The sequence below is a fragment of the Mycobacterium shigaense genome (assembly GCF_002356315.1).
In the GTDB taxonomy this organism is placed as follows: domain Bacteria; phylum Actinomycetota; class Actinomycetes; order Mycobacteriales; family Mycobacteriaceae; genus Mycobacterium; species Mycobacterium shigaense.
On the sequence record NZ_AP018164.1, the window covers coordinates 4397930 to 4417919 of the forward strand.

Here is a 19990-nt window from a genome sequence, read left to right on the forward strand (position 1 = left end):
ACATGACCCACGGAAGGCATTAGACCGGCACTGACCGGGGCACAGGAACACAATGTTTGACGCAATCCCATCCCCGTGGCGTCCAAAAAACAGCGTCCCCCTGACCGACGCGACACTGGGCCTGCATTCGCAGCGAGTCGATGTGCCCACCTACGACAGATCCGCGCTGCGGCGCGGCGTGGTGCACATCGGTGCGGGCAACTTTCACCGCGCACATCAGGCCGTCTACTTCGACGACCTGGCCCGTTCGGGCATCTCCGATCGCTGGGGTGTCACCGGCGTGAGTCTGCACTCCCCGGACGTCAGGGACCTGCTGTCGGCACAAGACGGGCTGTACACCGTGGTGCAGCGTGGCCAGGACCGTCAAACCGCGCGCGTGGTCGGCTCGATCGGCTCCGTGCATTACGCACCCAACGATGGCGCGGCGGTCCGCGCGGCCCTGACGGATCCCCACACCCGCATCGTCAGCCTGACCATCACCTGCAACGGATACTTTCTCAATCCCGTCACCGACGAATTCGACGCCGACCATCCCGACGTGCGTGCCGACCTCGTCGCGTCCAACGGCTACGCCACCGCGTGGGGATACCTGGCCGAAGCCCTCGACTACCGCCGCCGCGCCGGCATCGCGCCGTTCACGGTGCTCTCCTGCGACAACGTTTCCGGCGACACCCAGCCGGCGAGAAGGGCCCTGGTGTCGTTCGCCGCGTGCAAGGCCCCCGGGCTGGCCCGCTGGATCGACACCCATGTCGCGTTCCCGTCGACCATGGTCGACCGCATCACCCCGCAGACCTCGAAGTCGGAGCGCGAGTTCGTCGAGCAGACGTTCGGCGTCGCCGACAAATGGCCGGTCGTGACCGAGCCGTATCGCCAATGGGTGATCGAGGATTCGTTCAGCAACGGGCGGCCACCGCTGGACATCGTCGGTGCCGAGTTCGTCACCGATGTGAGCGACCACAAGCTGATCAAGACCCGGCTGCTCAACGGAACGCATATCGCGCTGGCGTGCCTAGCCATCCCGGCCGGTTTCCAGCGCACCGACGAGGCCATGCGGGACAGCGTCATCTTCGACTACGTCGAGCGACTGCTGCGCGACGAGATTCAGCCGCTGCTGCCCGCCGTCCCCGGAATGAACACCCCCGAGTACCGGCGCAGCCTGCTCGACCGGCTCAGCAACCCCCGAATGAGCGATCAGTTGCCGCGGCTGGCGCGACGGGGAACCAGCAAGATCGCGTCGTTCGTGCTGCCCTCCCTGCAGGAGGCGATCGCGCAGGACAGACCGCACACGCTGCTTATGCTGGCCGTCGCCGGCTGGGCCCGGTACATGCGCGGCCACGACCTGCGGGGGCGAAGGCTTCGACTTGAAGACTCGCAGGCCATCCCGGTGGCTCGGTTGGCCAACATGGCAACCAGCAACCCCGATCCGTTGCTCGGCCACGAGATGTTCGCCGAGGTGCGCGGGGTGCCCGGTTTCGCCCAGCGCCTGGGCGAGATGATTGCCAGCATCGACGGGCGCGGCGTGCTGCCCACGCTGCGTGCCGCGATGCGCAACGACGAGCGAGAGTTGGTGGCGCGATGAATTCCCCCCTACATTTCGTGCACCCGTTCGACCCGGCGCCGATCACCACCCTGCTCTGCGACGCCGACGACAACCTGTTCGCCTCCGAGCGGCCCGCGTTCGAGGCGTCGACCGAGGTGATCAATCGGCTGCTGGCCCGGTTCGGCGTGACCGCTCCGCTCAGCCCCGAGGAATTACGCAAGCGGGCGGTCGGGAAAAACTTCCGCACCACGGCGCTTGACCTGTCGGTGCAGTGCGAAGTGCTGCTGGACGAGACGCTGGCGCGGGGTCGGCCCGGCGCGGTGGTCGCCTCGGCCGGCGATCTGGCGAGCGGCAACGCGTTGTCCGCCGGCGAACTCGAGCAGTGGGTACGCGAAGAGCGCGAACGGGTGACCGCTCATCTAGGCGTCACGCTGACACCCGACCCGCTGGTGCTCGAACCGCTGCGGGACCTCGCACCGCATTATGCGCTGGCGGCCGTCAGCTCCAGCGCCACCAAGCGGCTGCGTGCCTGCTTCGCGGCCACCGGCCTGGACGCGCTGCTGCCGGAGGAGGTGACCTTCAGTGCGGAGGATTCGCTGCCCGAGCCGACGAGCAAACCCGACCCGGCGGTGTACCTGCATGCCGGGCAAGTACTCGGCGTCGCGGCAGAACAGGGATTGGCCATCGAAGACTCCGTGGCCGGGGTGACCTCCGCGGTCGCGGCCGGTTACGCCACCGTCGGCAATCTGATGTTCGTGCTCCCTAACGAACGGGATTGCCGCCGTGCAGAATTGATTGAGGCCGGCGCCGTCGCGATCACCGACTCGTGGCGCGCACTCGCCGACGTCTTGCTTTCGTCGGCCGTGCCGACCGGAGGTTCCCGGGCCCGGTAGCGACCCGGGCCGTGACCCGAGGAGGAGGTGGCCAATGACGGCCAACGCGATCACTTTGAACAATGCGTCGCTCTCCACATTGCCCATCGAGGCGCCGACATACGACCGCCGCAGCGTCCGCGTCGGCATCGCGCACATCGGTGCCGGCCACTTCCATCGGGCGCACCAGGCGGCGTACCTGAATCTGCTCCTGCAGCAGGGCCTGGCCCACGAGTGGGGCATCTGCGGGGTGGGCGTGATGCCCGCCGACTGGACCATGCGCGACGTCCTCAACGATCAGGACGGGCTCTACACGCTGATCCTGGAAAACCCCGACGGCACCCGGGACGCACAGGTGATCGGCTCGATCGTCGATTACCGTTACGCGCCCGACGATCCCGAGTCGGCGCTACAGGTGCTGGCCGCGCCGTCGACCCGGATCATTTCGCTGACCATCACCGAGGGCGGCTATCGCGATCCCGAGGGGCCGGCGTTCGCGTTGATTACCCAGGCCCTCGCGCGGCGGTGCGATCGGGGGATCCCCGCGCCGACGATCGTCTCCTGCGACAACATCGAGAACAACGGTGAGGTCGCCAGGCGCACCGTGCTGGCAAGCGCCGAACGCATCGATCCGCAGTTGGCCGAGTGGGTGGCCGAGCACGCCCGGTTCCCCAGCTCGATGGTCGACCGCATCACTCCGGCAACGACTTTGGAGATGGCCGCGGAGGTGCGGCGTGACTTCGGCGTCAACGACCGGTGGCCAGTGGTCGCCGAGCCGTTCAGCGCCTGGGTCATCGAAGACGATTTCGCCGACGGCCGGCCGCCGCTGGAGAAGGCGGGCGCGCTGCTGGTCGACGACGTCCGCCCGTACGAGCTGATGAAGCTGCGGATGCTGAACGCGGGGCACCAGTGCCTGGCCTACTTCGCCCATCTCTGCGGCTTCGAGTTCGTCCACGAGGCGGCACAGGATCCGTTGTTCGCCAAGTTCTTGCTCTCCTACTTCGACACCGAGGCGGTCCCGACCCTGCCGTCGGTGCCGGGCATCGACCTGCACAAGTATGGCCGCACGCTGGTCGAGCGGTTCGCCAACCCGGCCGTGCGCGATACCGTCGCGCGGCTCTGCGCCTATTCGTCGGACCGCATCCCGAAATGGCTGTTTCCGGTCATCTGCGACAACCTGGCCGGCGGCGGGCCGGTGCAGTTGGCGGCCGCGGCGGTGGCCAGCTGGGCTCGCTACGCCGAGGGCGTCGACGAATGGGGCGAGCCGTACGAGGTGCTGGATCAGCTGGCGGACTCGCTGGTGCCGATCGCCCGGTCGCACCACGAGAGCCCCACCGCGTTCATCGAGGTCACTGCGGTGTTCTGCGATCTGGCCCACCAGCCCCGTTTCGTCGACGCGTACCGCTGGGCGCTGGATTCGTTGCACAGCAAGGGCGCTCGCGCGACCCTGGCGGCCTTGGTGCAATGAGCCGCGGGCTGGTGATCGGCGAGTCGCTGATCGACGTCGTCGACGGCGACGAACATGTCGGCGGCAGTCCGCTCAACATCGCGGCGGGACTGGCCCGGCTCGACCGCGAGATCGATTTCCTGACCTACATCGGGGACGACGAGGCCGGCCGGCGCATCGTGCAGTACGTGAAAAGCGCCGGGGCACAGCTCGTCCCGGGCAGCATCGCGGCTGAGCGGACGCCGACCGCGGCGGCAACGATCGCCGAGGACGGGTCGGCCAGCTACACCTTCGACCTGGACTGGCGGCTGTCCGGCACACCGGAAGTGGCGCCGCCGCTGTTCGTGCACACCGGGTCCATCGCCGCGGTGCGCGAGCCGGGATGCCTGGCCGTCGCGGCGCTGCTGGATGCCTACCGGACGTCGGCCACGGTCACGCTCGACCCCAATGTGCGCCCGTCGCTGATTGCCGACCGGGATGTGGCCCTCGCCCGCATCGAGCACCTCGTGGAGCGCAGCGACATCGTCAAGGTCAGCGACGAGGACCTGCGCTGGATCGACCCCGAACACGAGCCGGAACACACGGCGCGCACCTGGCTGGCCCTGGGCCCGGCGATCGTCGCGGTGACGATGGGCGATCGGGGTTCGCTGGCGTTCTGCGCGGCCGGCGAGGTGCGGGTGGCCGCCAGGCAGGTCCGGGTGGTAGACACCGTCGGTGCCGGTGACGCCTTCATGGTCGGACTGCTCGACGCCCTGTGGGAGATGAACCTGCTGGGCCGCGACCGGCGGGCCGCCCTCGCCCGGACCGAGCCCGAAGCGCTTACCGTCGCCCTCGAGGCGGCGAGCCTGGCCTCGGCGCTGACCGTGGCCAAAGCCGGTGCCGATCTGCCCGATCGAGCGGCCCTGCGGGCCCAATCAGCTTTAGCCCCTGGCACTTTCACGTCGTCTTGCGGCGACGCAACGTGACATCGACGGTAGTTGACGGCAGTTGACGGCGTGCGTCGGCAGGCACCGGGAGGTATGGGCAAGTTCCGTGGCGAAACTCGCCGTCGCCGCGACGCTGCAGGAGAGCTGTCGCGCCACGCGCCCGTGGGCCGGACAATCCCAGGTCGTGGCCTTGCCGAGCTGTTTTTGGTGCCCGTGGTGCGGGCATACTGATCCCATGCGCTCCATCTGGAAGGGTTCGATCGCTTTCGGGCTCGTCAACGTCCCGGTCAAGGTGTACAGCGCTACCGAAGACCACGACATCAAGTTCCATCAGGTGCACGCCAAGGACAACGGTCGCATCCGGTACCAGCGCGTGTGCGAACTCGACGGCGAGGTCGTCGAATACCGCGACATCGCCCGCGCCTTCGAGTCCGACGACGGGCAGATGGTGGTGATCACCGACGACGACATCGCCACCTTGCCCGAGGAGCGCTCCCGCGAAATCGAAGTGCTCGAGTTCGTTCCCGCCACCGAGGTCGACCCGATGCTGTTCGATCGCAGCTACTTCCTGGAGCCCGACTCCAAGTCGTCGAAATCGTATGTGCTGCTGGCTAAGACGCTCGCCGAGACCGACCGGATGGCGATCGTTCATTTCACACTGCGAAATAAAACCCGACTGGCGGCGTTGCGGGTAAAGGACTTTGGCAAGCGCGACGTGATGGTGATTCACACCTTGTTGTGGCCCGACGAGATTCGCGACCCCGACTTCCCGGTGCTGGATAAGGAAGTCGAGATCAAACCCGCCGAGCTCAAGATGGCCGGCCAGGTGGTCGAGTCGATGGCGGAGGACTTCAAGCCGGACCGTTATCATGATGACTACCAGGAGCAGCTGCATGAGCTGGTCCAAGCCAAACTCGAAGGCGGCGAAGCGTTTACGGCCGAGCAGAAGCCGAAGGAACTCGACGAGACCGAGGATGTCTCCGATCTGCTCGCCAAGCTAGAGGCCAGCGTGAAGGCCCGCTCCGGCGGCGGCAAAGCACCGACGAAGAGGGCGGCCGCGAAAAAGGCACCCGCCAAGAACACCCCCGCGAAGCAGACTTCCGCGAATTCCGGCGCCAAGAAAACCCCGGCGAAGAAATCGCCGGCCAAAGCCGCGTCGAAATCCTAACCGCTCACGCCCGCAGGTACCGGCGCGACCTGGTGGGCCGTCTGATCACGAGCCGGATCGCCCCGACGGACAGATAGATCACGGCCACCATGATGATCAAGGTCAGCGCCGCGCCCCACACCCGCTGGAAGCCGGCGTGCTGCGGGTTGGTGAGTTCGGTGTAGATCAGCAGCGGCAGCGACGCCATATTGCCGTGCAACATGTCCAGGTTGATGGAGCGGGTGTATCCGACCAGCACCAGGACGGGCGCGGTTTCGCCGATGACGCGGGCCACCGACAGCAGCACCCCGGCAGCAATCCCCGGCGCCGCCATCGGCATGACGATGCGCATGATGGTCTTCGATTTGGAGACGCCCAATGCGTAACTGGCTTCCCGCAATTCGTCGGGCACCAGCCTGAGCATCTCCTCGGCGGAGCGCACCACCACCGGCAACATCAGCAAGACCAACGCCAGCGACACCGCAAAGCCGCACTGCTGGAATCCCAGGGTGGCGATCCACAGGCTGAAAACGAACAGCGCGGCCACTATCGAGGGCACCCCGGCAAGCACGTCAACCATGAAGGTGGTCACCCGCGCCAGTCGACCGGAACCGTATTCGGCGAGGTAAATGGCGGTCATCAGGCCCAGCGGCACCGCCATGATCGCGGCGGCACCGGCCTGGCTCAGCGTGCCGTAGAGGGCGTGGTACACGCCGCCCGCGAACTCCTCGGGCAGGACGCCGCGCAGCGAGTGGGTCCACCACCCCGACCGGGTCACGCCGTACCAGCCCCGGGCGATCACGACCGACAGCACCCACACCAGCGGCACCAGCGCGATGACGAACGCCCCGAAGAAGAAGGCCGTGGCGACGGTGTTCGTGATCCGCCGCCGGATTGCGACGGGCTCGAATACTGCCACCTTGACCGGCTTTTCCAGCGTGTCGAGAGTCATCCGTTGACCTTCCCGCCGGCGACGGACCGAGCGGCCACGTTGACGATGAACGTCAACACGAACAGCGCAAGCCCCGCGGCGATGTAAGCCCCAGTCGGCAGTGCCTCGCTGAATTCGGATGCGGCAGAAGCGATTTTGGAAGCGAACGTGTAGCCACCGTCGAACAGCGACCAGTTCCCGGGGTGGGCCGACGCGCGCAGGATGATGAGCACCGCCACGGTTTCTCCCAGGGCGCGACCCAATCCCAGCATCGATGCCGCGATGACCCCGCTGCGACCGAACGGCAGCACGGTCATCCGCACCACCTCCCACTTGGTGGCGCCCAGCGCCAGCGCCGCCTCGATCTGCATGCGCGGGGTCTGCCGGAACACTTCGCGCGACACCGAGGTGATGATCGGCAGGATCATCGCCGACAGCACGACACTGGCGGTGAAGATGGTGCCCCCGCCGACCAGGGAAACGTCGCCCTGCTTGAACAGAAACAACCAGCCCAGGTTGCGATTCAGGAACTCCGCGACCGGCTTCAGAGTGGGGGCCAGCACGAAGATGCCCCACAGCCCGAAGACGATCGACGGCACCGCGGCCAGCAGGTCGACCATCGCACCGAACGGGCGGGACAGCCGAGCCGGCGCGTACTGAGTGAGGAACACCGCGATCCCGATCGCGATCGGGACGGCCAACACCAGCGCGGACAACGAACTGAGCACCGTCACCATGAACAGGTCACGGATGCCGAACGCCAAGTGCAGCGGATCGGTCGTGTCGAACTGGGCACTGGTGAAGAAGTTCACCCTGTCCGCGCTCAGGGACGGAACCGCACGGACCACCAGGAACAGCGCGATCAGCACCACCGCGACGACGACCGACAAACCGGCGGCCGACGCGACGGCGTGGAATACCCGGTCAGGCCGCCCCAGAGCGCGGACGTGCGCCGTCTTGAGGGTCTGAACTCGCGCAGCCTCATCCACCGGTGCGGCCGCTGAACTACGTGTCATGACTTCCTGGGCTTAGCTGATGGCGTTGACCGCCGCCGACAACCTGGTCTTGAACGAGTCTGGGATAGGAATATATCCGTTGTCCGCCAATCCGTTCTGACCGGCACCGATGGTGCTCTGCAGGAACGCCTTCACGGCCGTACCAACTTGGCCGTCAGGATATTTCGAGCACACCACCTCGTAAGTTGCCAGCACGATCGGATAAGAGCCGGGCTGCGACGGCTTGTAGAACGAGACCGTGTCGAGCACCAGGTCGTTGCCCTCTCCCTTGATCGCGGCCCCGGCGATCGTCTTGCCGACCGAGTCGCTGCTGATCGCGACCGCATCCTGGCCCGCCGACGTGACGATCTTGGCCATGTTCAGATGCTGCGCCTGGGCGAACGACCACTCGTTGTAGGTGATCGAACCGTCGGTCGCCTTGACGGCCGCCGAGGTGCCGTCGTTGCCCTTCGCACCCTCACCGACGCCGCCCTTGAAGGTCTTCCCGGCGCCCTTGCCCCACAGGTTGTCGGAGGCGGAGTCGAGGTATTTCTGGAAGTTGTCCGTGGTGCCGGATTCGTCGCTGCGGAAGACGACGTGCACCGGCTCGCTCGGCAGATTCGTGCCGGGGTTCAGCGCCTGGATCGCCGGATCGTTCCACGTCGTGATGCCGCCGTTGAAGATCTTGGCCAGCGTGGCACCGTCCAGATTCAACGACGTCACCGTGTTGATGTTGTAGGTGACCGCGATCGGCCCGAACACCGTCGGCAGGTTCCACGCCGGGGCGCCGCCGCAGCGCTGCTGGGCGGCCGAGGCCTCATCTTGACTCAGCGGAGAATCCGAGCCACCGAAATCCGTTTGTTTGCCGTTGAATTCGCGAATGCCCGCGCCCGAGCCGTTGGGTGTGTAGTTCAACGTCTGGTCAGGGCAGGCCTGCTCGAAAGCCTTGACGAAGCGCGTCATCGCGTTCGCCTGCGCTGTCGACCCGCTGGCCTTCAGCGTCTTCTTCCCCCCACAGGCAACCTTGCCGGATGGGGCAGCCGTCGATGCACTTCCGCCGCTGGCGTTGTTGTTGTCGCTACCGCACCCCGACAGCAGAAACGCTCCCGCGGCCACCACACCGACCAACCCGCCAAACCGGTTGACTCTCAATTCGCTTCCTCACGTCGTTGAATGACCGCTGGGGCCCGTGGCCGCGGTCTGCAACCCCAACCGTCGTATCCGAGCCCGCGCAGCGGCAGTAGGAATGGGTAAACGTTCGGCAAATTTGTGCCGACTGCCGTCAACCGACGAGGTGGCGCCCCCCTATCGGATTCACACCCGAAGCCGAATTCGGAATATACCCAATCGGGAGCGTTCCACGCTGGCCAGCACCGATGGCGTTTGGCACACCGCCCTTGCCATACCGGAGCCGTGTGCCAAACTAGAACCTGTTTCAGAAATGCCGCCAACGGAGAACGGTGGGGCTGCTACCGTTTCGGCCGACAGCTCAACGAAGAGAGGCCGCAATGATCCTTGACAGGTTCCGTCTCGACGACAAAGTCGCCGTTATCACCGGTGCGGGCCGCGGCCTCGGCGCGGCCATCGCGGTGGCGTTCGCCGAAGCGGGTGCCGACGTGCTCATCGCCTCTCGCACGGAATCTGAACTAGAGGCCGTCGCCGAACAGGTCCGAGCGGCGAGCCGCAAGGCCCACATCGTCGTCGCGGACCTGGCCCACCCGGAGGCCACCGCGGAGCTGGCGGGGCGGGCCGTCGAGGCGTTCGGCAAGCTCGACATCGTCGTCAACAACGTCGGCGGGACCATGCCCAACACGCTGCTGACCACATCGACCAAGGACCTCAAGGACGCATTCACCTTCAACGTCGTGACCGCGCACGCGCTCACCATCGCGGCGGTGCCGCTGATACTCGAGCACTCCGGCGGCGGCAGCATCATCAACATCACCTCCACGATGGGCCGGCTGGCCGGGCGCGGTTTTGCCGCCTACGCGACCGCCAAGGCCGCGTTGGCCCACTACACCCGGTCGGCGGCGCTGGACCTGTGCCCGCGCATCCGCGTCAACGCCATCGCGCCCGGGTCGATCCTGACCTCGGCGCTGGACGTGGTGGCCTCCAATGACGAACTGCGCCAGCCTATGGAGAAGGTCACTCCTCTACGTCGACTCGGCGATCCCATCGATATCGCCGCCGCCGCAGTGTATTTGGCATCCCCGGCCGGCGACTTCCTCACCGGCAAGACACTCGAGGTCGACGGCGGGCTGACCTTCCCCAACCTCGACATCCCTGTCCCGGACCTGTGATCCCCCACGCCTAAGGAGCCAGCCATGCCCATCCCCGTCGTCCAACTGGGCACCGGCAACGTCGGCGTCCACGCGCTGCGGGCGCTCATCACCAACCCGGAGTTCGAGCTTCGCGGCGTCTGGGTGTCGTCGGACGCCAAGGCCGGTAAGGACGCGGCAGAGCTTGCCGGACTTGCGGATTCGACGGGCGTGCTCGCCAGTACCGATCTGGACGCCGTGCTCACCACCGGACCGCAGTGTGCGGTGTACAACGCACTGGCCGACAATCGGCTGCCCGAGGCCCTGGAAGACTACCGTCGCGTGCTGGCGGCTGGCATCAATGTCGTGGGCAGCGGTCCGGTCTTCCTGCAGTACCCATGGCAAGTCATTCCGGACGAGCTAATCAAGCCGATCGAAGATGCTGCGCAAGAAGGTAATTCGAGCGTGTATGTCAACGGTATCGATCCGGGCTTCGCCAACGACCTGCTGCCGCTGGCGCTGGCCGGTACGTGTCAGAGCATCCAGCAGATCCGCTGCATGGAGATCGTCGACTACGCCACCTATGACAGCGCCGCGGTGATGTTCGACGTCATGGGATTCGGTAAGCCGATCGACGAACTACCGATGCTGCTCCAGCCAGGCGTGCTCAGCCTGGCATGGGGATCGGTGATCCGGCAGATGGCGGCGGGCCTGGGCATCGAGCTCGACGACGTCGCCCAGACCTACGTTCGCGTGCCCGCGCCCGAGGATTTCGAGATCGCCTCGGGGCACATCGCCAAGGGCACCGCGGCAGCGCTGCGATTCGAGGTGTTCGGATTGGTCAACGGCGATCCCGTTGTCGTCCTAGAGCACGTCACCCGGTTGCGCGACGACCTGTGCCCGGATTGGCCGCAGCCCGCCCAGGAGGGCGGCTCCTACCGCATCGAGATCAAGGGTGAGCCGTCCTACGCCATGGATGTCTGCCTGGGCAGCCCGAACGGCGATCACAACCACGCCGGACTGGTCGCCACCGCGATGCGGGTGGTCAACGCGATCCCCGCGGTCGTGGCCGCCGCCCCCGGCATTGTGACAACGCTGGATCTGCCGCTGATCCCGGGCCGGGGACTCTACGTCCCCGGGTGATCGGCGGCACGGCACACAAATCTCACCCGGTAGCATCGGCGCCGCGTAGCCGCAGCCGAAGCGCCGGCACGGAGCAGCCCGGAGTTCTCTGCCACGCATAGTATCGGTTACCCTAACTTTTTTATTCGGCAGTTCGGATTGAGGTCGGCACGTTGGCGCAGGGCACCGAGGCCTCGCTCAAGGCGAGCTGGTACCTGCTCGGGCCCGCGTTCGTGGCGGCGATCGCCTACGTCGATCCCGGAAACGTCGCGGCCAACGTCAGTGCCGGCGCGCAGTACGGCTACCTGCTGCTGTGGGTCATCGTGGTGGCCAACATGCTGGCGGGACTGGTGCAGTACCTCTCGGCCAAGCTCGGGCTGGTGACCGGCCGATCGCTGCCATCGGCGGTCGGCAAGCAGATGAATCGTCGGCTGCGGCTTGCCTTTTGGGTGCAGGCCGAATTGGTCGCCGTCGCGACCGATGCCGCCGAAGTCATCGGCGGCGCCATTGCCCTGCACATCTTGTTCGGCCTGCCGCTGCTGCTCGGCGGGGTCATCACCGGCGTCGTGTCGCTACTCCTGCTGGCGATCCAGGACCGGCGCGGCCAGATCATCTTCGAGCGCGTCATCACCGGCCTGCTCGCTGTCATCGCCGTCGGCTTCGCGGCGAGCTTCTTCGTCGCAACGCCGCCGCCCGACGCCGTGCTCGGCGGCCTGGTACCGCGCTTCCAGGGCACCGAGAGCGTGCTGCTGGCCGCCGCCATCCTGGGCGCCACGGTGATGCCGCATGCGGTGTACATGCATTCCGGCCTGGTCCTCGACCGGCACGGACATCCCGAGGAGGGACGCCGCCGGCGCCGACTGCTCCGCGTCACGCGGGTGGACGTCGTGCTGGCGATGGCCGTGGCCGGCACGGTGAACGCCGCGATGCTGCTGATCGCCGCGATCAACTTGCAGAACCGCGACGTGGCCGCGTCGATCGAGGGCGCCTACACCGCCATTCACGCCACGCTAGGTTCGACGATCGCGGTGCTATTCGCGATCGGATTGCTCGCGTCGGGCCTGGCGTCGTCGTCGGTGGGCGCCTACGCCGGCGCCATGATCATGCAGGGGCTGCTGCACCGGCGGGTCCCGATGGTGGTGCGCCGGCTGATCACGCTGTGTCCGGCGCTGGCGATCGTGGCCCTCGGCTTCGACCCCACCCGGGCGTTGGTGCTCTCGCAGGTGGTGTTGTCGTTCGGAATCCCGTTCGCGGTGCTGCCGCTGGTGATGCTCACCAGCAACCGCAAGCTGATGGGCAACGACACCAACCACCCCGCCGTCACGGCTCTCGGCTGGGCCGTCGCGCTGCTGGTGAGCGTGCTCAACGTCGTGCTGATCTATCTCACCGTGAAAGGGATGTAGCCCTGCGGCGGGTCTGCGGTTGCCTCGATACCAAAATCGCATAGTCTGACTAAATGTTTATTCGCCGGAGAGTAGGCCGCTGAATGCGGACTCGCCGGCATCCCTACTTCGCATACGGGTCGAACCTGTGCGTCCAGCAGATGGCGCTCCGTTGTCCGGACGCCGCAGACCCCCGGCCGGCGATCCTGTCCGATCACGATTGGCTGATCAACGAACGCGGCGTCGCAACCGTCGAGCCCCAGGCCGGCAACGAGGTGCACGGTGTCGTCTGGCAAGTGTCCGACCACGATCTGGCCACTCTGGACAGCGCCGAGGGCGTACCGGTGCGCTACCGGCGTGCCCGGCTGACCGTGCGCACCGAGGACGGGCCGGCGCCGGCCTGGGTCTACATCGACCACCGGGTGACGCCGGGCCCGCCCCGGCCCGGCTACCTGCCGAAGATCATCAACGGCGCCATCCACCACGGGCTTCCGCATCGCTGGGTCGAGTACCTGCGCCGCTGGGATCCCGCGAACTGGCCGCGCCCCGCGGCGGCGCGCACGGCGTCAACACCTGCGCCACAATCGTTTTCGGAGCTGCTGGCCGAACCTGGAGTGGTCGAGGCCAGCAGGCTGCGCTCGCGTTTCGGCTTTCTCGCGATTCACGGCGGCGGCCTGGAACAGCTGACTGACGTGATCGCCGAGCGCGCCGCGGAGGCCGCAGGCGCGTCGGTGTATACCGTGCGCCATCCAGATCGCTATCCGCATCATCTGTCGTCAATGCTGTTCAGCCCCAACGAGTCCGAACGGCTCGCCACCTTCCTCGACCACGTCGACGTGGCCGTTTCGCTACACGGTTACGGTCGCATCGGGCGCAGCACACAGCTGCTGGCTGGCGGGCGCAACCGCGTGCTTGCCGACCACCTGGCCCGGCACATTCGGGTGAACGGCTATCAGGTCGTCACCGACCTCGCCGAAATTCCCCGCGAGTTGCGGGGGCTACATCCGGACAACCCCGTCAACCTGGTGCGTAACGGGGGGACACAGCTGGAGCTGCCGGTTCGCGTCAGGGGCCTTAGCCCGCGCAGCCCGTTGCCGGGCGCTGACGGCTTGTCGCCGGTCACCACTGCCCTGGTTGAGGGCCTGGCGGCGGCTCGTGCCTGGTAAGTGTTCTTGAGACTATTGATTGGAGGACATTGGTGACCAAGGATTTTCGCTTCGGTGTGAGCATGCGCTGGGTCAAATCGCGCGAGGCGTTCGTCGAGAAGGTGCAACGGGCCGAGGATCTCGGATTCGACATTCTTTGTGTGCCAGACCATCTCGGTGCGGCGTCGCCGACCGCCGCGCTGACCGCCGCGGCGATGGTCACCACCAGGCTCAAGCTGAGCATCTACGTGCTCAACGCCGCCTTCTACAAGCCGGCGCTGCTCAGCCGCGACCTCGGCGACCTCGATAAGCTCAGTGCGGGCCGCCTCGAGATCGGGCTCGGAACCGGTTACGTCAAGGAGGAATTCGACGCCGCCGAGCTGCCCTACCCCAGCGCCGGCGCCCGAGTGGACAACCTCAAGCACATGACGACCTACCTGGCGGAGCATCACCCGAAGACGCCGATCCTGATCGCCGGCAACGGCGATCGCGTGCTGACCATCGCCGCGCAGCATGCGCACATCATCGGGCTGACCGGGTCGAGAGTGAAGGAGGACGCCGACGACCCGCTGACCGAACGCGTCGAGTTCGTCCGCAAAGCGGCCGGCGACCGGTTCGGCTCGCTGGAGCTGAACCTGGCGATCACCGCGATGCCGGCCGAAGGCGAGACGCTGCCCGACCTGAAGATGACCCGCCAGTACGCACCGGGCCTGTCCGACGAAGAGCTGCTGGAGCAGACGTCGGTACTCAGCGGAACCCCGAGCCAGATGGCCGACCGGCTGAGGTTCTACCGCGAAAAGTACGGCGTCAGGTCCGTCACGGTGCAGGACAACCACCTCGCGAATTTCGCGAAGGTGATCGCCGAGCTGAACTGACCGCTCGACGCCCGTGACCTGAGGCCGGGGCATTTCCCGGTAAGCTCAGCGCGTCCGCCCTCGTAGCTCAGGGGATAGAGCACGGCTCTCCTAAAGCCGGTGTCGCAGGTTCGAATCCTGCCGGGGGCACATTATCATCCCAGCTCAGAGCCCATTCTTCGGACGGCTAGACAACGTCGTGCATTCTTCGTGCATTTTTGCTGGCGCTGAAGTATGGGCAGGATGTGCGCACGGCGATACGCCCGGGCATCGGCGCGAGCGCCAGAAACTACCGCGGGTTCGGCTGCTGCTGCGGCTGCGGCGCTCTCCGGTCCTCCGGGGGCCGTAGCCGCGCCGTGGCGATCCGTGGCCGCTGCGGCGGGTACTGCTTGGTCTGCCCGCCCGAGCGGAGCACTGATTCGTCCCTCTGCACCGGCCCTGGACTGTTCGTGATGGTGATGGGAGCTATCTCGGTCATAGCTGCTCTCCTGGGTTTAGTGCTGGATCGTAGTAGTGCTTGCGTTTTATCCACTTGAAGCCCTCGTGGGGGCTGATCGACGCTAGGGGCTGCGGCATAGGCGGCTTGCTAGGGAGGGAACGCGCCTACCTCGGCTCCTGCATGGTGAGACACTAATTACCCCGGACCCGCGCATGTAGAAGGGTACCCGAATGACCGAACGCAAACGGCTCACTGACGCTGAATACGCCGCCCTCGCAGACGATTACGAGCGCAACCCGATTACCCCTAACGAAGTTCTCGGCGTCTGGATAAACCCCTCCGCGCTAGCGCGGCCCCAGTCGTCAGGCGGCGAAGACTGAGCGCAGCCCTGATTCGACCTCATCGTGCTTCAAGCGACTTACCGCCCGGAATCAGATTCGCCGGGCCTGCGATCTTCACGTTCCGTAAGCTCACCTAGCTCGGCTGCACGAGCCTCAGTGAGTCGCTCACCCTCGTAATAGATTTCACGCTCGTCGAGGTCAGCATCCTCAATCGTGGCGTCGTCACCGATGACGTAGTCGGCCGGATTCTTGTTGTTGCTCATCGCCCAGGATCAGCCCTGACTCTCCCCAGATCCAATGCCGTGGCCCGCGAGCCAGAGCCCGTAGTCGGTGTCGAACCACTCGATTGAACCGGGGCGCGCATCGGTCTCGGGGTAAGGATTCTGATCTTCGCTTTCCCCGCGGTGAGCGGCTTCGCGGCCAAGGCAGAAAGCAAAGTCACCGGGATCGTCGTCGAAGTCCTCATCGTCGAAATCATCGCCGTCGTCATCGTCGTCCTCATCGATGAAGACGATGTTGTGACCTGCCAGGCTCTTTGGGAGTTTCCGCCGCGGGTGGTCGGGTTGATCGGGTGTCACCAAATGACCACTTCGGCGTTGTCGCCGCCGTAGCAACGCGTTGAGACCTTCGTCGACCCATCACTGAAATAGGCCGTACATCTGCCCACGCAAGTCATGTCGTAGCTCCTTCGGATCGAACGGGGTTATAAGTTGCCCCCGTGGTAGACGTTAGGCGGTTGGGCTGGGACGGCAATCTTGTCTGGGCAGTAGACGCGGGAGGCAGCGACTTTCACCTGGTAGAGCTGTCTGGGCATGACACCCTGGCCGAATAGGGCTGGCCCCGAGGGCAATACCGCACCGCCACCGCAGAATTCGTGGGCGTAGGCGATCAAGGTGTCGTCTTGGCCACCGATGCCATTTGAATGCACCAAGTTGAGGAACTGTTGATCTGGCGTGTCGGCGTGCGCAGCCGGTGCGACCGAGCCAATCGCGGCCGCTGCTGCGATGAGCGATTTAAGGCGGAGTCTGATCCTTTCGTCATCCTCCGTACTGCGGGCAGTAGACAGCTACCGCCGAATTCACAACTGTCGCTGCGTTGCCGACAGTCAACGTATGGTTGGACGCCACTATGTCGGCCTCAATGGCGCCTTTGGTTCGGCCATCGGCGAGTGATGCGCAGATTTCGTGGGCGCCGTGCAGCGCCAGGCCGACATCGCTGATCGCGACGCCGCCTGCGTTCAGGGCTGCGAGGTACCGCTGGTCAAGTTCGGCTCCTGACGGAGGGGCTGGCATAGGGAGCACGTTCACCGTGGGGTTTTTAATGATCCCCGGCGGGTCGGAACACTGCACCGCAAGGAATCCGGGATTGTCGAGGCGGCGCGTCGCCGCCGCTTTCGCCGCGTCGGAATCAGGTCCCGAGCCGCTGGACCACCTCGTGGGATCGGCCCGGTCGAGGGCGTAGGCGACACAGCCGTGGAACATGCCTGCGTTGATCAGCAGACAGTCGTCATTGCCGGAGGACTGTCTGCAGTGGTTCAAGGCGATTTGGTTGGCTTGTTCCTGGGTGCCGGAAATTCCGAACCCCCCAGCCCCGTTGTGTGCCTGCGGGGAGAGGGCCATTGCGACGAACTCGTCGTCATTTGGGTCTTTCGCTGTCGGTGGTGCGGATGTTGCTGGAATGGGTGGAAGCGCGGCAGCAGATGGTGCGATATTCGGGGCTGCGAGTGGCGTTGTCGCGGGTGCCGAGGCCAAGCTAAATACGTACTGCAGCATCGGCTCAGTAGATGCCGGTCCATCAGACGGCGCGATGGTGAGACTCGTCGGCCGAATTCGGTAGACGGTCCCGTCCGCCGGGTTCGTGATGTCGAAGCCTTGCGAGGAGCGCACCGCGTTTGGGAGTTCGATGCTCGCGCCGTCGCTGAGTCGGACGCCGCGATAGTAGAAGTTTCCGGGCTGGATCTCGCAGACGACCACCACGGAGTGTGTGGTGCGCGCCATGACAGCTGGCCGGTTTCCCGGCTCGCAGCGGGCACCGGGGTAAGCGATCCAACCACGGTCATCAGTTCCTGGCGGTTGGGATGCCCCCGCGGGCGTCGGAGTGGTTGTGACAATTGTCGGAATGGCGTGATTTTCGCGCTGCGCGATGTTGTCGCGGTGCTGGCGCCAGATAAGGAGGGTAGAAGCCGCCGCCGCCGTACACACCATGACGACCGCGGCGGCGATGGCGGCAGTCCTGCGCCACGATGGTGGCTCGAAATCGGTGCCGTCGTCGAGCGACCACGCATACTCCTGAGCTGCCTGCGTCACAGGCGGCACGAGCTCGGTCTCGTCGCTCGGGCCTTTGCCAGCGGTGGTGGGTGCGCTCTCGTCGTCGGAAGTCACGCGACAGCCATTTACTGCGGCGGCGGTGGCGGTGGCGGGGGGACGGCCCCACCACATCCACCGACAGGTGCTGGCGCCGGGACCGCTCCGCCGGGCACAACACACTGAAGGCCCGGCGAGACAAGCCCGTACGGGTGGCCGATCATCGGCGCGCCGTACTGAATCGCATGCCAGTAGGAGCCATCGGGGAAGGGGACACCATCGCAGTACGCGAGGGATATCTGTGATCCCATGCCGCCGCCGGGGCAGTAGCCGGCCTGCATGTTGGGCATATGCGGATCAGGTGCAGGGTCTGCGTGAGCCGGAGTGGCCATAAACATGGACGCCGCGGTGAGGCATGCGGCGGTGATTGCGTTGCGCATGGTCGAATCCTTTCGGGTGGTGGCCCCCGGCGACGCACGTATTTTGCGTCGGGCGTCCGACAAGCGGGCCAAAATCGACAAGAATTAAGTTTGGAATGGAGTGAGGGGGACTTTGGCGATTCCGTTTCCCGCTCTCAGTCCAGGTCTTCTCTGGTGATCTCTACGGCCTCGGCGATGCCGTTCTCGACCCGCTGCTGCCACGCCACCCGGCGCCCGGACGGCGCAGACGGATCAGGCATCGTTACGAAAAACGTGTCGGCAGCCGGGATCTGGTGCAATTGCGGGTCGCCTGTGAACGTCTTAACTTCACCTCGGACCTTGACGGTGATTCTGCGTCGAGCAGCGGTCGCTCCCTCGATATTCGGGTCGACGTCGGTCATGGTGATCTCCTTCAATCTCGTTGGGTTGGTGGGTGCTTCGTGCTCACTGCAATGTCATCAGGCGGCGGAACCGTCAACCAGAAAGCGCGCACCACAACTAGAGGGGGTGCCTACACCACCTAGAGAGGCCGGCATTGCACCGTTCGTGCCTCCCGCCTGTGTTTTTAGGTGTTTGCCTAAAAACCCGGACCTGCCGGATTCATCGAATGACGCGGAGCGAGGGCCTCCCGGCCAGCAAAGGTGCCGGAACGGCCTCGCCACTGAGATCGATGACATCGATGACGGCGCGCAGCAGAGGCGCTGACCATTCCTCCATCGGGTGCTCGTCTAGGCGATCAAGCAGCCGCCAGCGCAGCGCCTCGACATCCCCGCCGCCCATCAGCGGACAACCCGGAGTTCGGGACGGTCGGTGACTTCGGTACCGTCAAGGCCGTTTTCGACTACGTGGTCACCCACGGCGATCATCGCGGACAGCAGAGTGGGTGACCACGACCGGACGGGGTGCGCCTCCACGCGGCGCAGCAATTCCGACCGGAGACGCACGGTCTCCCGCTCACGAATCTGCGCTGGCGTCATGCAACACCGCCGCAACGGTCCACCTCGGCGGCCGCATCAAGCAACGCCGCTGCCAGCTCCCGCGCCTGCCCGGCAGTCATCGGGCCGTCCAGCGTCGTCTGGTTGCAGAAGTACAAGGCGACCCCGGCGTGGCCGGAGTGCCCATCCGCATACTGCGTGCCGATGCATTCCACCTCAAAGAACGAGTTCCACGGATCGTCGTCGGGGGAATCGATCAAGCGTTTCGGACCGCCAAAGCAGCGGGTTGCGCCATCCCATTCATCGACCCAGCGTGCCGGGGCACATCAGGGGCGGAGTCTGTCGGTGTCGCGGAGTTCATGGCTGTTTTAGACCCTTTCGCGAGAGGTTATTTGGATCTCGTATTTATAGCATAGCTATAACCCATCGGCAACGAAGTCCTCGAAGATTCTTCTAGCGGCGCTATACTTCGTGGACCATGGACCACCTAGCCCTGATCAGACGCGCCATCAAGCGCCGCGAGCGGCATCGCGCGGACGACGACGCCGAAATACGGCGTCTCGTCTGCGAAGGATTCGAGCAGGGCATTCCTGGCCGGGAACTCGCCGAGGCCGCGGGGGTATCAGTGCCCCGGATTTATCAGATCCGTGACGGCCGCCGCTGAGCATCCGTCAGATATCTTTTGGGGCGTCATCGGCTCATACCCCCGGGGCTGTCGTGACCGGCGATTTGCGGTCGACGTTTATTCGCTCAATATGACAGAGAATTGGGCCGAATCTGCGAGAACCAAACAGGAACCGTTCTGCCGAAAACGGTTGCGATGCAAGCAACGCGGGAACTACCGGGAATAGGTTAGAAACCACAACCCCTAAAGCCGGTGTCGCAGGTTCGAATCCTGCCGGGGGCACATTATCATTGTATGACCTCGGTTGAT

General features: G+C 65.5%; 22 protein-coding genes and 1 tRNA gene. 13 read left to right on the forward strand and 10 right to left on the reverse strand.

From position 1 onward, the window contains the following. The first annotated feature begins 52 nt into the window (after positions 1–52). The 5 genes from MSG_RS20450 to ku all read left to right on the forward strand — a co-directional run bounded on the left by MSG_RS20450 (position 53) and on the right by ku (position 5953). Positions 53–1579 carry a mannitol dehydrogenase family protein gene (locus tag MSG_RS20450; RefSeq protein ID WP_096442472.1) on the forward strand — a complete coding sequence of 509 codons (1527 nt, stop codon included), beginning with the start codon at positions 53–55 and terminating at the stop codon, positions 1577–1579. Further along, complete coding sequence (locus MSG_RS20455; RefSeq protein ID WP_096442474.1) at positions 1576–2433, forward strand: HAD family hydrolase; 858 nt, start codon at positions 1576–1578, stop codon at positions 2431–2433. The genes MSG_RS20450 and MSG_RS20455 overlap by 4 nt, the downstream gene beginning before the upstream one ends. Before the next feature lie 34 nt (positions 2434–2467). After that, positions 2468–3880, forward strand: coding sequence for a mannitol dehydrogenase family protein (locus tag MSG_RS20460; protein ID WP_096442476.1), 1413 nt, complete (start codon positions 2468–2470; stop codon positions 3878–3880). Beyond that, positions 3877–4824: a carbohydrate kinase family protein gene (locus tag MSG_RS20465; protein ID WP_096442478.1), complete on the forward strand. Its 948-nt coding sequence runs from the start codon at positions 3877–3879 to the stop codon at positions 4822–4824. The genes MSG_RS20460 and MSG_RS20465 overlap by 4 nt, the downstream gene beginning before the upstream one ends. A gap of 196 nt (positions 4825–5020) precedes the next feature. Next, positions 5021–5953, forward strand: a complete 933-nt coding sequence (gene ku, locus MSG_RS20470) for a non-homologous end joining protein Ku (protein ID WP_096442480.1) — start codon at positions 5021–5023, stop codon at positions 5951–5953. A 4-nt stretch (positions 5954–5957) separates the two neighbouring features. On the opposite strand, the gene pstA is transcribed toward ku, so the two are convergent. From pstA to pstS, 3 genes are read right to left on the reverse strand one after another with little or no spacing between them, the layout of a single operon-like run. After that, entirely contained in the window at positions 5958–6884 is a 927-nt protein-coding gene (gene pstA / locus MSG_RS20475) for a phosphate ABC transporter permease PstA (protein ID WP_096442482.1), read from the reverse strand. After that, the gene (gene pstC, locus MSG_RS20480; RefSeq protein WP_096442484.1) at positions 6881–7879 is read right to left on the reverse strand and encodes a phosphate ABC transporter permease subunit PstC; all 999 of its coding nucleotides are present in this window, start codon (positions 7877–7879) and stop codon (positions 6881–6883) included. Before pstC ends, pstA begins: the two co-directional genes overlap by 4 nt. A 12-nt stretch (positions 7880–7891) precedes the next feature. After that, entirely contained in the window at positions 7892–9010 is a 1119-nt protein-coding gene (gene pstS / locus MSG_RS20485) for a phosphate ABC transporter substrate-binding protein PstS (RefSeq protein WP_096442487.1), read from the reverse strand. A gap of 356 nt (positions 9011–9366) precedes the next feature. Between pstS and MSG_RS20490 the strand changes: the two genes are divergently transcribed. The 6 genes from MSG_RS20490 (at position 9367) to MSG_RS20515 (ending at position 14769) form a co-directional block, all read left to right on the forward strand. After that, entirely contained in the window at positions 9367–10158 is a 792-nt protein-coding gene (locus tag MSG_RS20490; protein WP_096442489.1) for an SDR family oxidoreductase, read from the forward strand. Positions 10159–10182: 24 nt separating this feature from the next. Continuing rightward, the gene (locus MSG_RS20495; protein ID WP_096442491.1) at positions 10183–11259 is read left to right on the forward strand and encodes an NAD(P)H-dependent amine dehydrogenase family protein; all 1077 of its coding nucleotides are present in this window, start codon (positions 10183–10185) and stop codon (positions 11257–11259) included. A gap of 137 nt (positions 11260–11396) precedes the next feature. After that, positions 11397–12641 carry an Nramp family divalent metal transporter gene (locus MSG_RS20500; protein WP_232011315.1) on the forward strand — a complete coding sequence of 415 codons (1245 nt, stop codon included), beginning with the start codon at positions 11397–11399 and terminating at the stop codon, positions 12639–12641. Between the two features lie 83 nt (positions 12642–12724). Further along, on the forward strand, positions 12725–13786 hold the full coding sequence (locus MSG_RS20505; RefSeq protein ID WP_096442495.1) for a poly-gamma-glutamate hydrolase family protein: 1062 nt from the start codon (positions 12725–12727) through the stop codon (positions 13784–13786). A gap of 32 nt (positions 13787–13818) precedes the next feature. Next, positions 13819–14640, forward strand: coding sequence for an LLM class F420-dependent oxidoreductase (locus tag MSG_RS20510; protein WP_096442497.1), 822 nt, complete (start codon positions 13819–13821; stop codon positions 14638–14640). A gap of 56 nt (positions 14641–14696) precedes the next feature. Further along, positions 14697–14769: transfer RNA gene (locus tag MSG_RS20515), tRNA-Arg, on the forward strand. A gap of 707 nt (positions 14770–15476) precedes the next feature. On the opposite strand, the gene MSG_RS20520 is transcribed toward MSG_RS20515, so the two are convergent. The 4 genes from MSG_RS20520 to MSG_RS25225 all read right to left on the reverse strand — a co-directional run bounded on the left by MSG_RS20520 (position 15477) and on the right by MSG_RS25225 (position 17780). Further along, a complete protein-coding gene (locus MSG_RS20520) occupies positions 15477–15662 on the reverse strand; it encodes a hypothetical protein (protein ID WP_096442499.1) in 186 nt (61 codons plus the stop codon). Positions 15663–15671: 9 nt separating this feature from the next. After that, a complete protein-coding gene (locus MSG_RS20525; protein ID WP_096442501.1) occupies positions 15672–15977 on the reverse strand; it encodes a hypothetical protein in 306 nt (101 codons plus the stop codon). Between the two features lie 125 nt (positions 15978–16102). Further along, positions 16103–16465 (reverse strand): DUF732 domain-containing protein, encoded by a 363-nt coding sequence (locus MSG_RS26255; protein ID WP_096442503.1) that lies wholly within the window; start codon positions 16463–16465, stop codon positions 16103–16105. Then, positions 16437–17780 (reverse strand): DUF732 domain-containing protein, encoded by a 1344-nt coding sequence (locus tag MSG_RS25225; RefSeq protein WP_096442505.1) that lies wholly within the window; start codon positions 17778–17780, stop codon positions 16437–16439. Before MSG_RS25225 ends, MSG_RS26255 begins: the two co-directional genes overlap by 29 nt. 318 nt (positions 17781–18098) lie before the next feature. Between MSG_RS25225 and MSG_RS25945 the strand changes: the two genes are divergently transcribed. Continuing rightward, positions 18099–18230 carry a hypothetical protein gene (locus MSG_RS25945; protein ID WP_258173997.1) on the forward strand — a complete coding sequence of 44 codons (132 nt, stop codon included), beginning with the start codon at positions 18099–18101 and terminating at the stop codon, positions 18228–18230. A gap of 46 nt (positions 18231–18276) precedes the next feature. On the opposite strand, the gene MSG_RS20545 is transcribed toward MSG_RS25945, so the two are convergent. The 3 genes from MSG_RS20545 to MSG_RS20560 all read right to left on the reverse strand — a co-directional run bounded on the left by MSG_RS20545 (position 18277) and on the right by MSG_RS20560 (position 19316). Next, positions 18277–18522: a hypothetical protein gene (locus MSG_RS20545; RefSeq protein ID WP_142404545.1), complete on the reverse strand. Its 246-nt coding sequence runs from the start codon at positions 18520–18522 to the stop codon at positions 18277–18279. A 378-nt stretch (positions 18523–18900) separates the two neighbouring features. Further along, the gene (locus MSG_RS20555; RefSeq protein ID WP_096442513.1) at positions 18901–19098 is read right to left on the reverse strand and encodes a hypothetical protein; all 198 of its coding nucleotides are present in this window, start codon (positions 19096–19098) and stop codon (positions 18901–18903) included. Then, on the reverse strand, positions 19095–19316 hold the full coding sequence (locus MSG_RS20560; protein WP_096442515.1) for a hypothetical protein: 222 nt from the start codon (positions 19314–19316) through the stop codon (positions 19095–19097). The genes MSG_RS20555 and MSG_RS20560 overlap by 4 nt, the downstream gene beginning before the upstream one ends. Positions 19317–19534: 218 nt before the next feature. Between MSG_RS20560 and MSG_RS20565 the strand changes: the two genes are divergently transcribed. Further along, entirely contained in the window at positions 19535–19720 is a 186-nt protein-coding gene (locus MSG_RS20565; RefSeq protein WP_096442517.1) for a hypothetical protein, read from the forward strand. The last annotated feature ends 270 nt before the right edge of the window (positions 19721–19990 follow it).

Bases quoted from the DNA above. Each gene is read 5' to 3' on its own strand.
- MSG_RS20495 (WP_096442491.1), top strand. From the start codon at position 10,183: ATGCCCATCCCCGTCGTCCAACTGGGCACCGGCAACGTCGGCGTCCAC.
- MSG_RS25945 (WP_258173997.1), top strand. From the start codon at position 18,099: ATGGACGCCGCGGTGAGGCATGCGGCGGTGATTGCGTTGCGCATGGTC.
- pstA (WP_096442482.1), bottom strand. From the start codon at position 6,884: ATGACTCTCGACACGCTGGAAAAGCCGGTCAAGGTGGCAGTATTCGAG.
- MSG_RS20555 (WP_096442513.1), bottom strand. From the start codon at position 19,098: ATGACGCCAGCGCAGATTCGTGAGCGGGAGACCGTGCGTCTCCGGTCG.
- MSG_RS20450 (WP_096442472.1), top strand. From the start codon at position 53: ATGTTTGACGCAATCCCATCCCCGTGGCGTCCAAAAAACAGCGTCCCC.
- MSG_RS20490 (WP_096442489.1), top strand. From the start codon at position 9,367: ATGATCCTTGACAGGTTCCGTCTCGACGACAAAGTCGCCGTTATCACC.
- MSG_RS20565 (WP_096442517.1), top strand. From the start codon at position 19,535: ATGGACCACCTAGCCCTGATCAGACGCGCCATCAAGCGCCGCGAGCGG.
- ku (WP_096442480.1), top strand. From the start codon at position 5,021: ATGCGCTCCATCTGGAAGGGTTCGATCGCTTTCGGGCTCGTCAACGTC.
- MSG_RS20455 (WP_096442474.1), top strand. From the start codon at position 1,576: ATGAATTCCCCCCTACATTTCGTGCACCCGTTCGACCCGGCGCCGATC.
- MSG_RS20505 (WP_096442495.1), top strand. From the start codon at position 12,725: ATGCGGACTCGCCGGCATCCCTACTTCGCATACGGGTCGAACCTGTGC.
- MSG_RS20460 (WP_096442476.1), top strand. From the start codon at position 2,468: ATGACGGCCAACGCGATCACTTTGAACAATGCGTCGCTCTCCACATTG.
- MSG_RS20465 (WP_096442478.1), top strand. From the start codon at position 3,877: ATGAGCCGCGGGCTGGTGATCGGCGAGTCGCTGATCGACGTCGTCGAC.
- pstC (WP_096442484.1), bottom strand. From the start codon at position 7,879: ATGACACGTAGTTCAGCGGCCGCACCGGTGGATGAGGCTGCGCGAGTT.
- MSG_RS20520 (WP_096442499.1), bottom strand. From the start codon at position 15,662: ATGAGCAACAACAAGAATCCGGCCGACTACGTCATCGGTGACGACGCC.
- MSG_RS20545 (WP_142404545.1), bottom strand. From the start codon at position 18,522: ATGACCGACGTCGACCCGAATATCGAGGGAGCGACCGCTGCTCGACGC.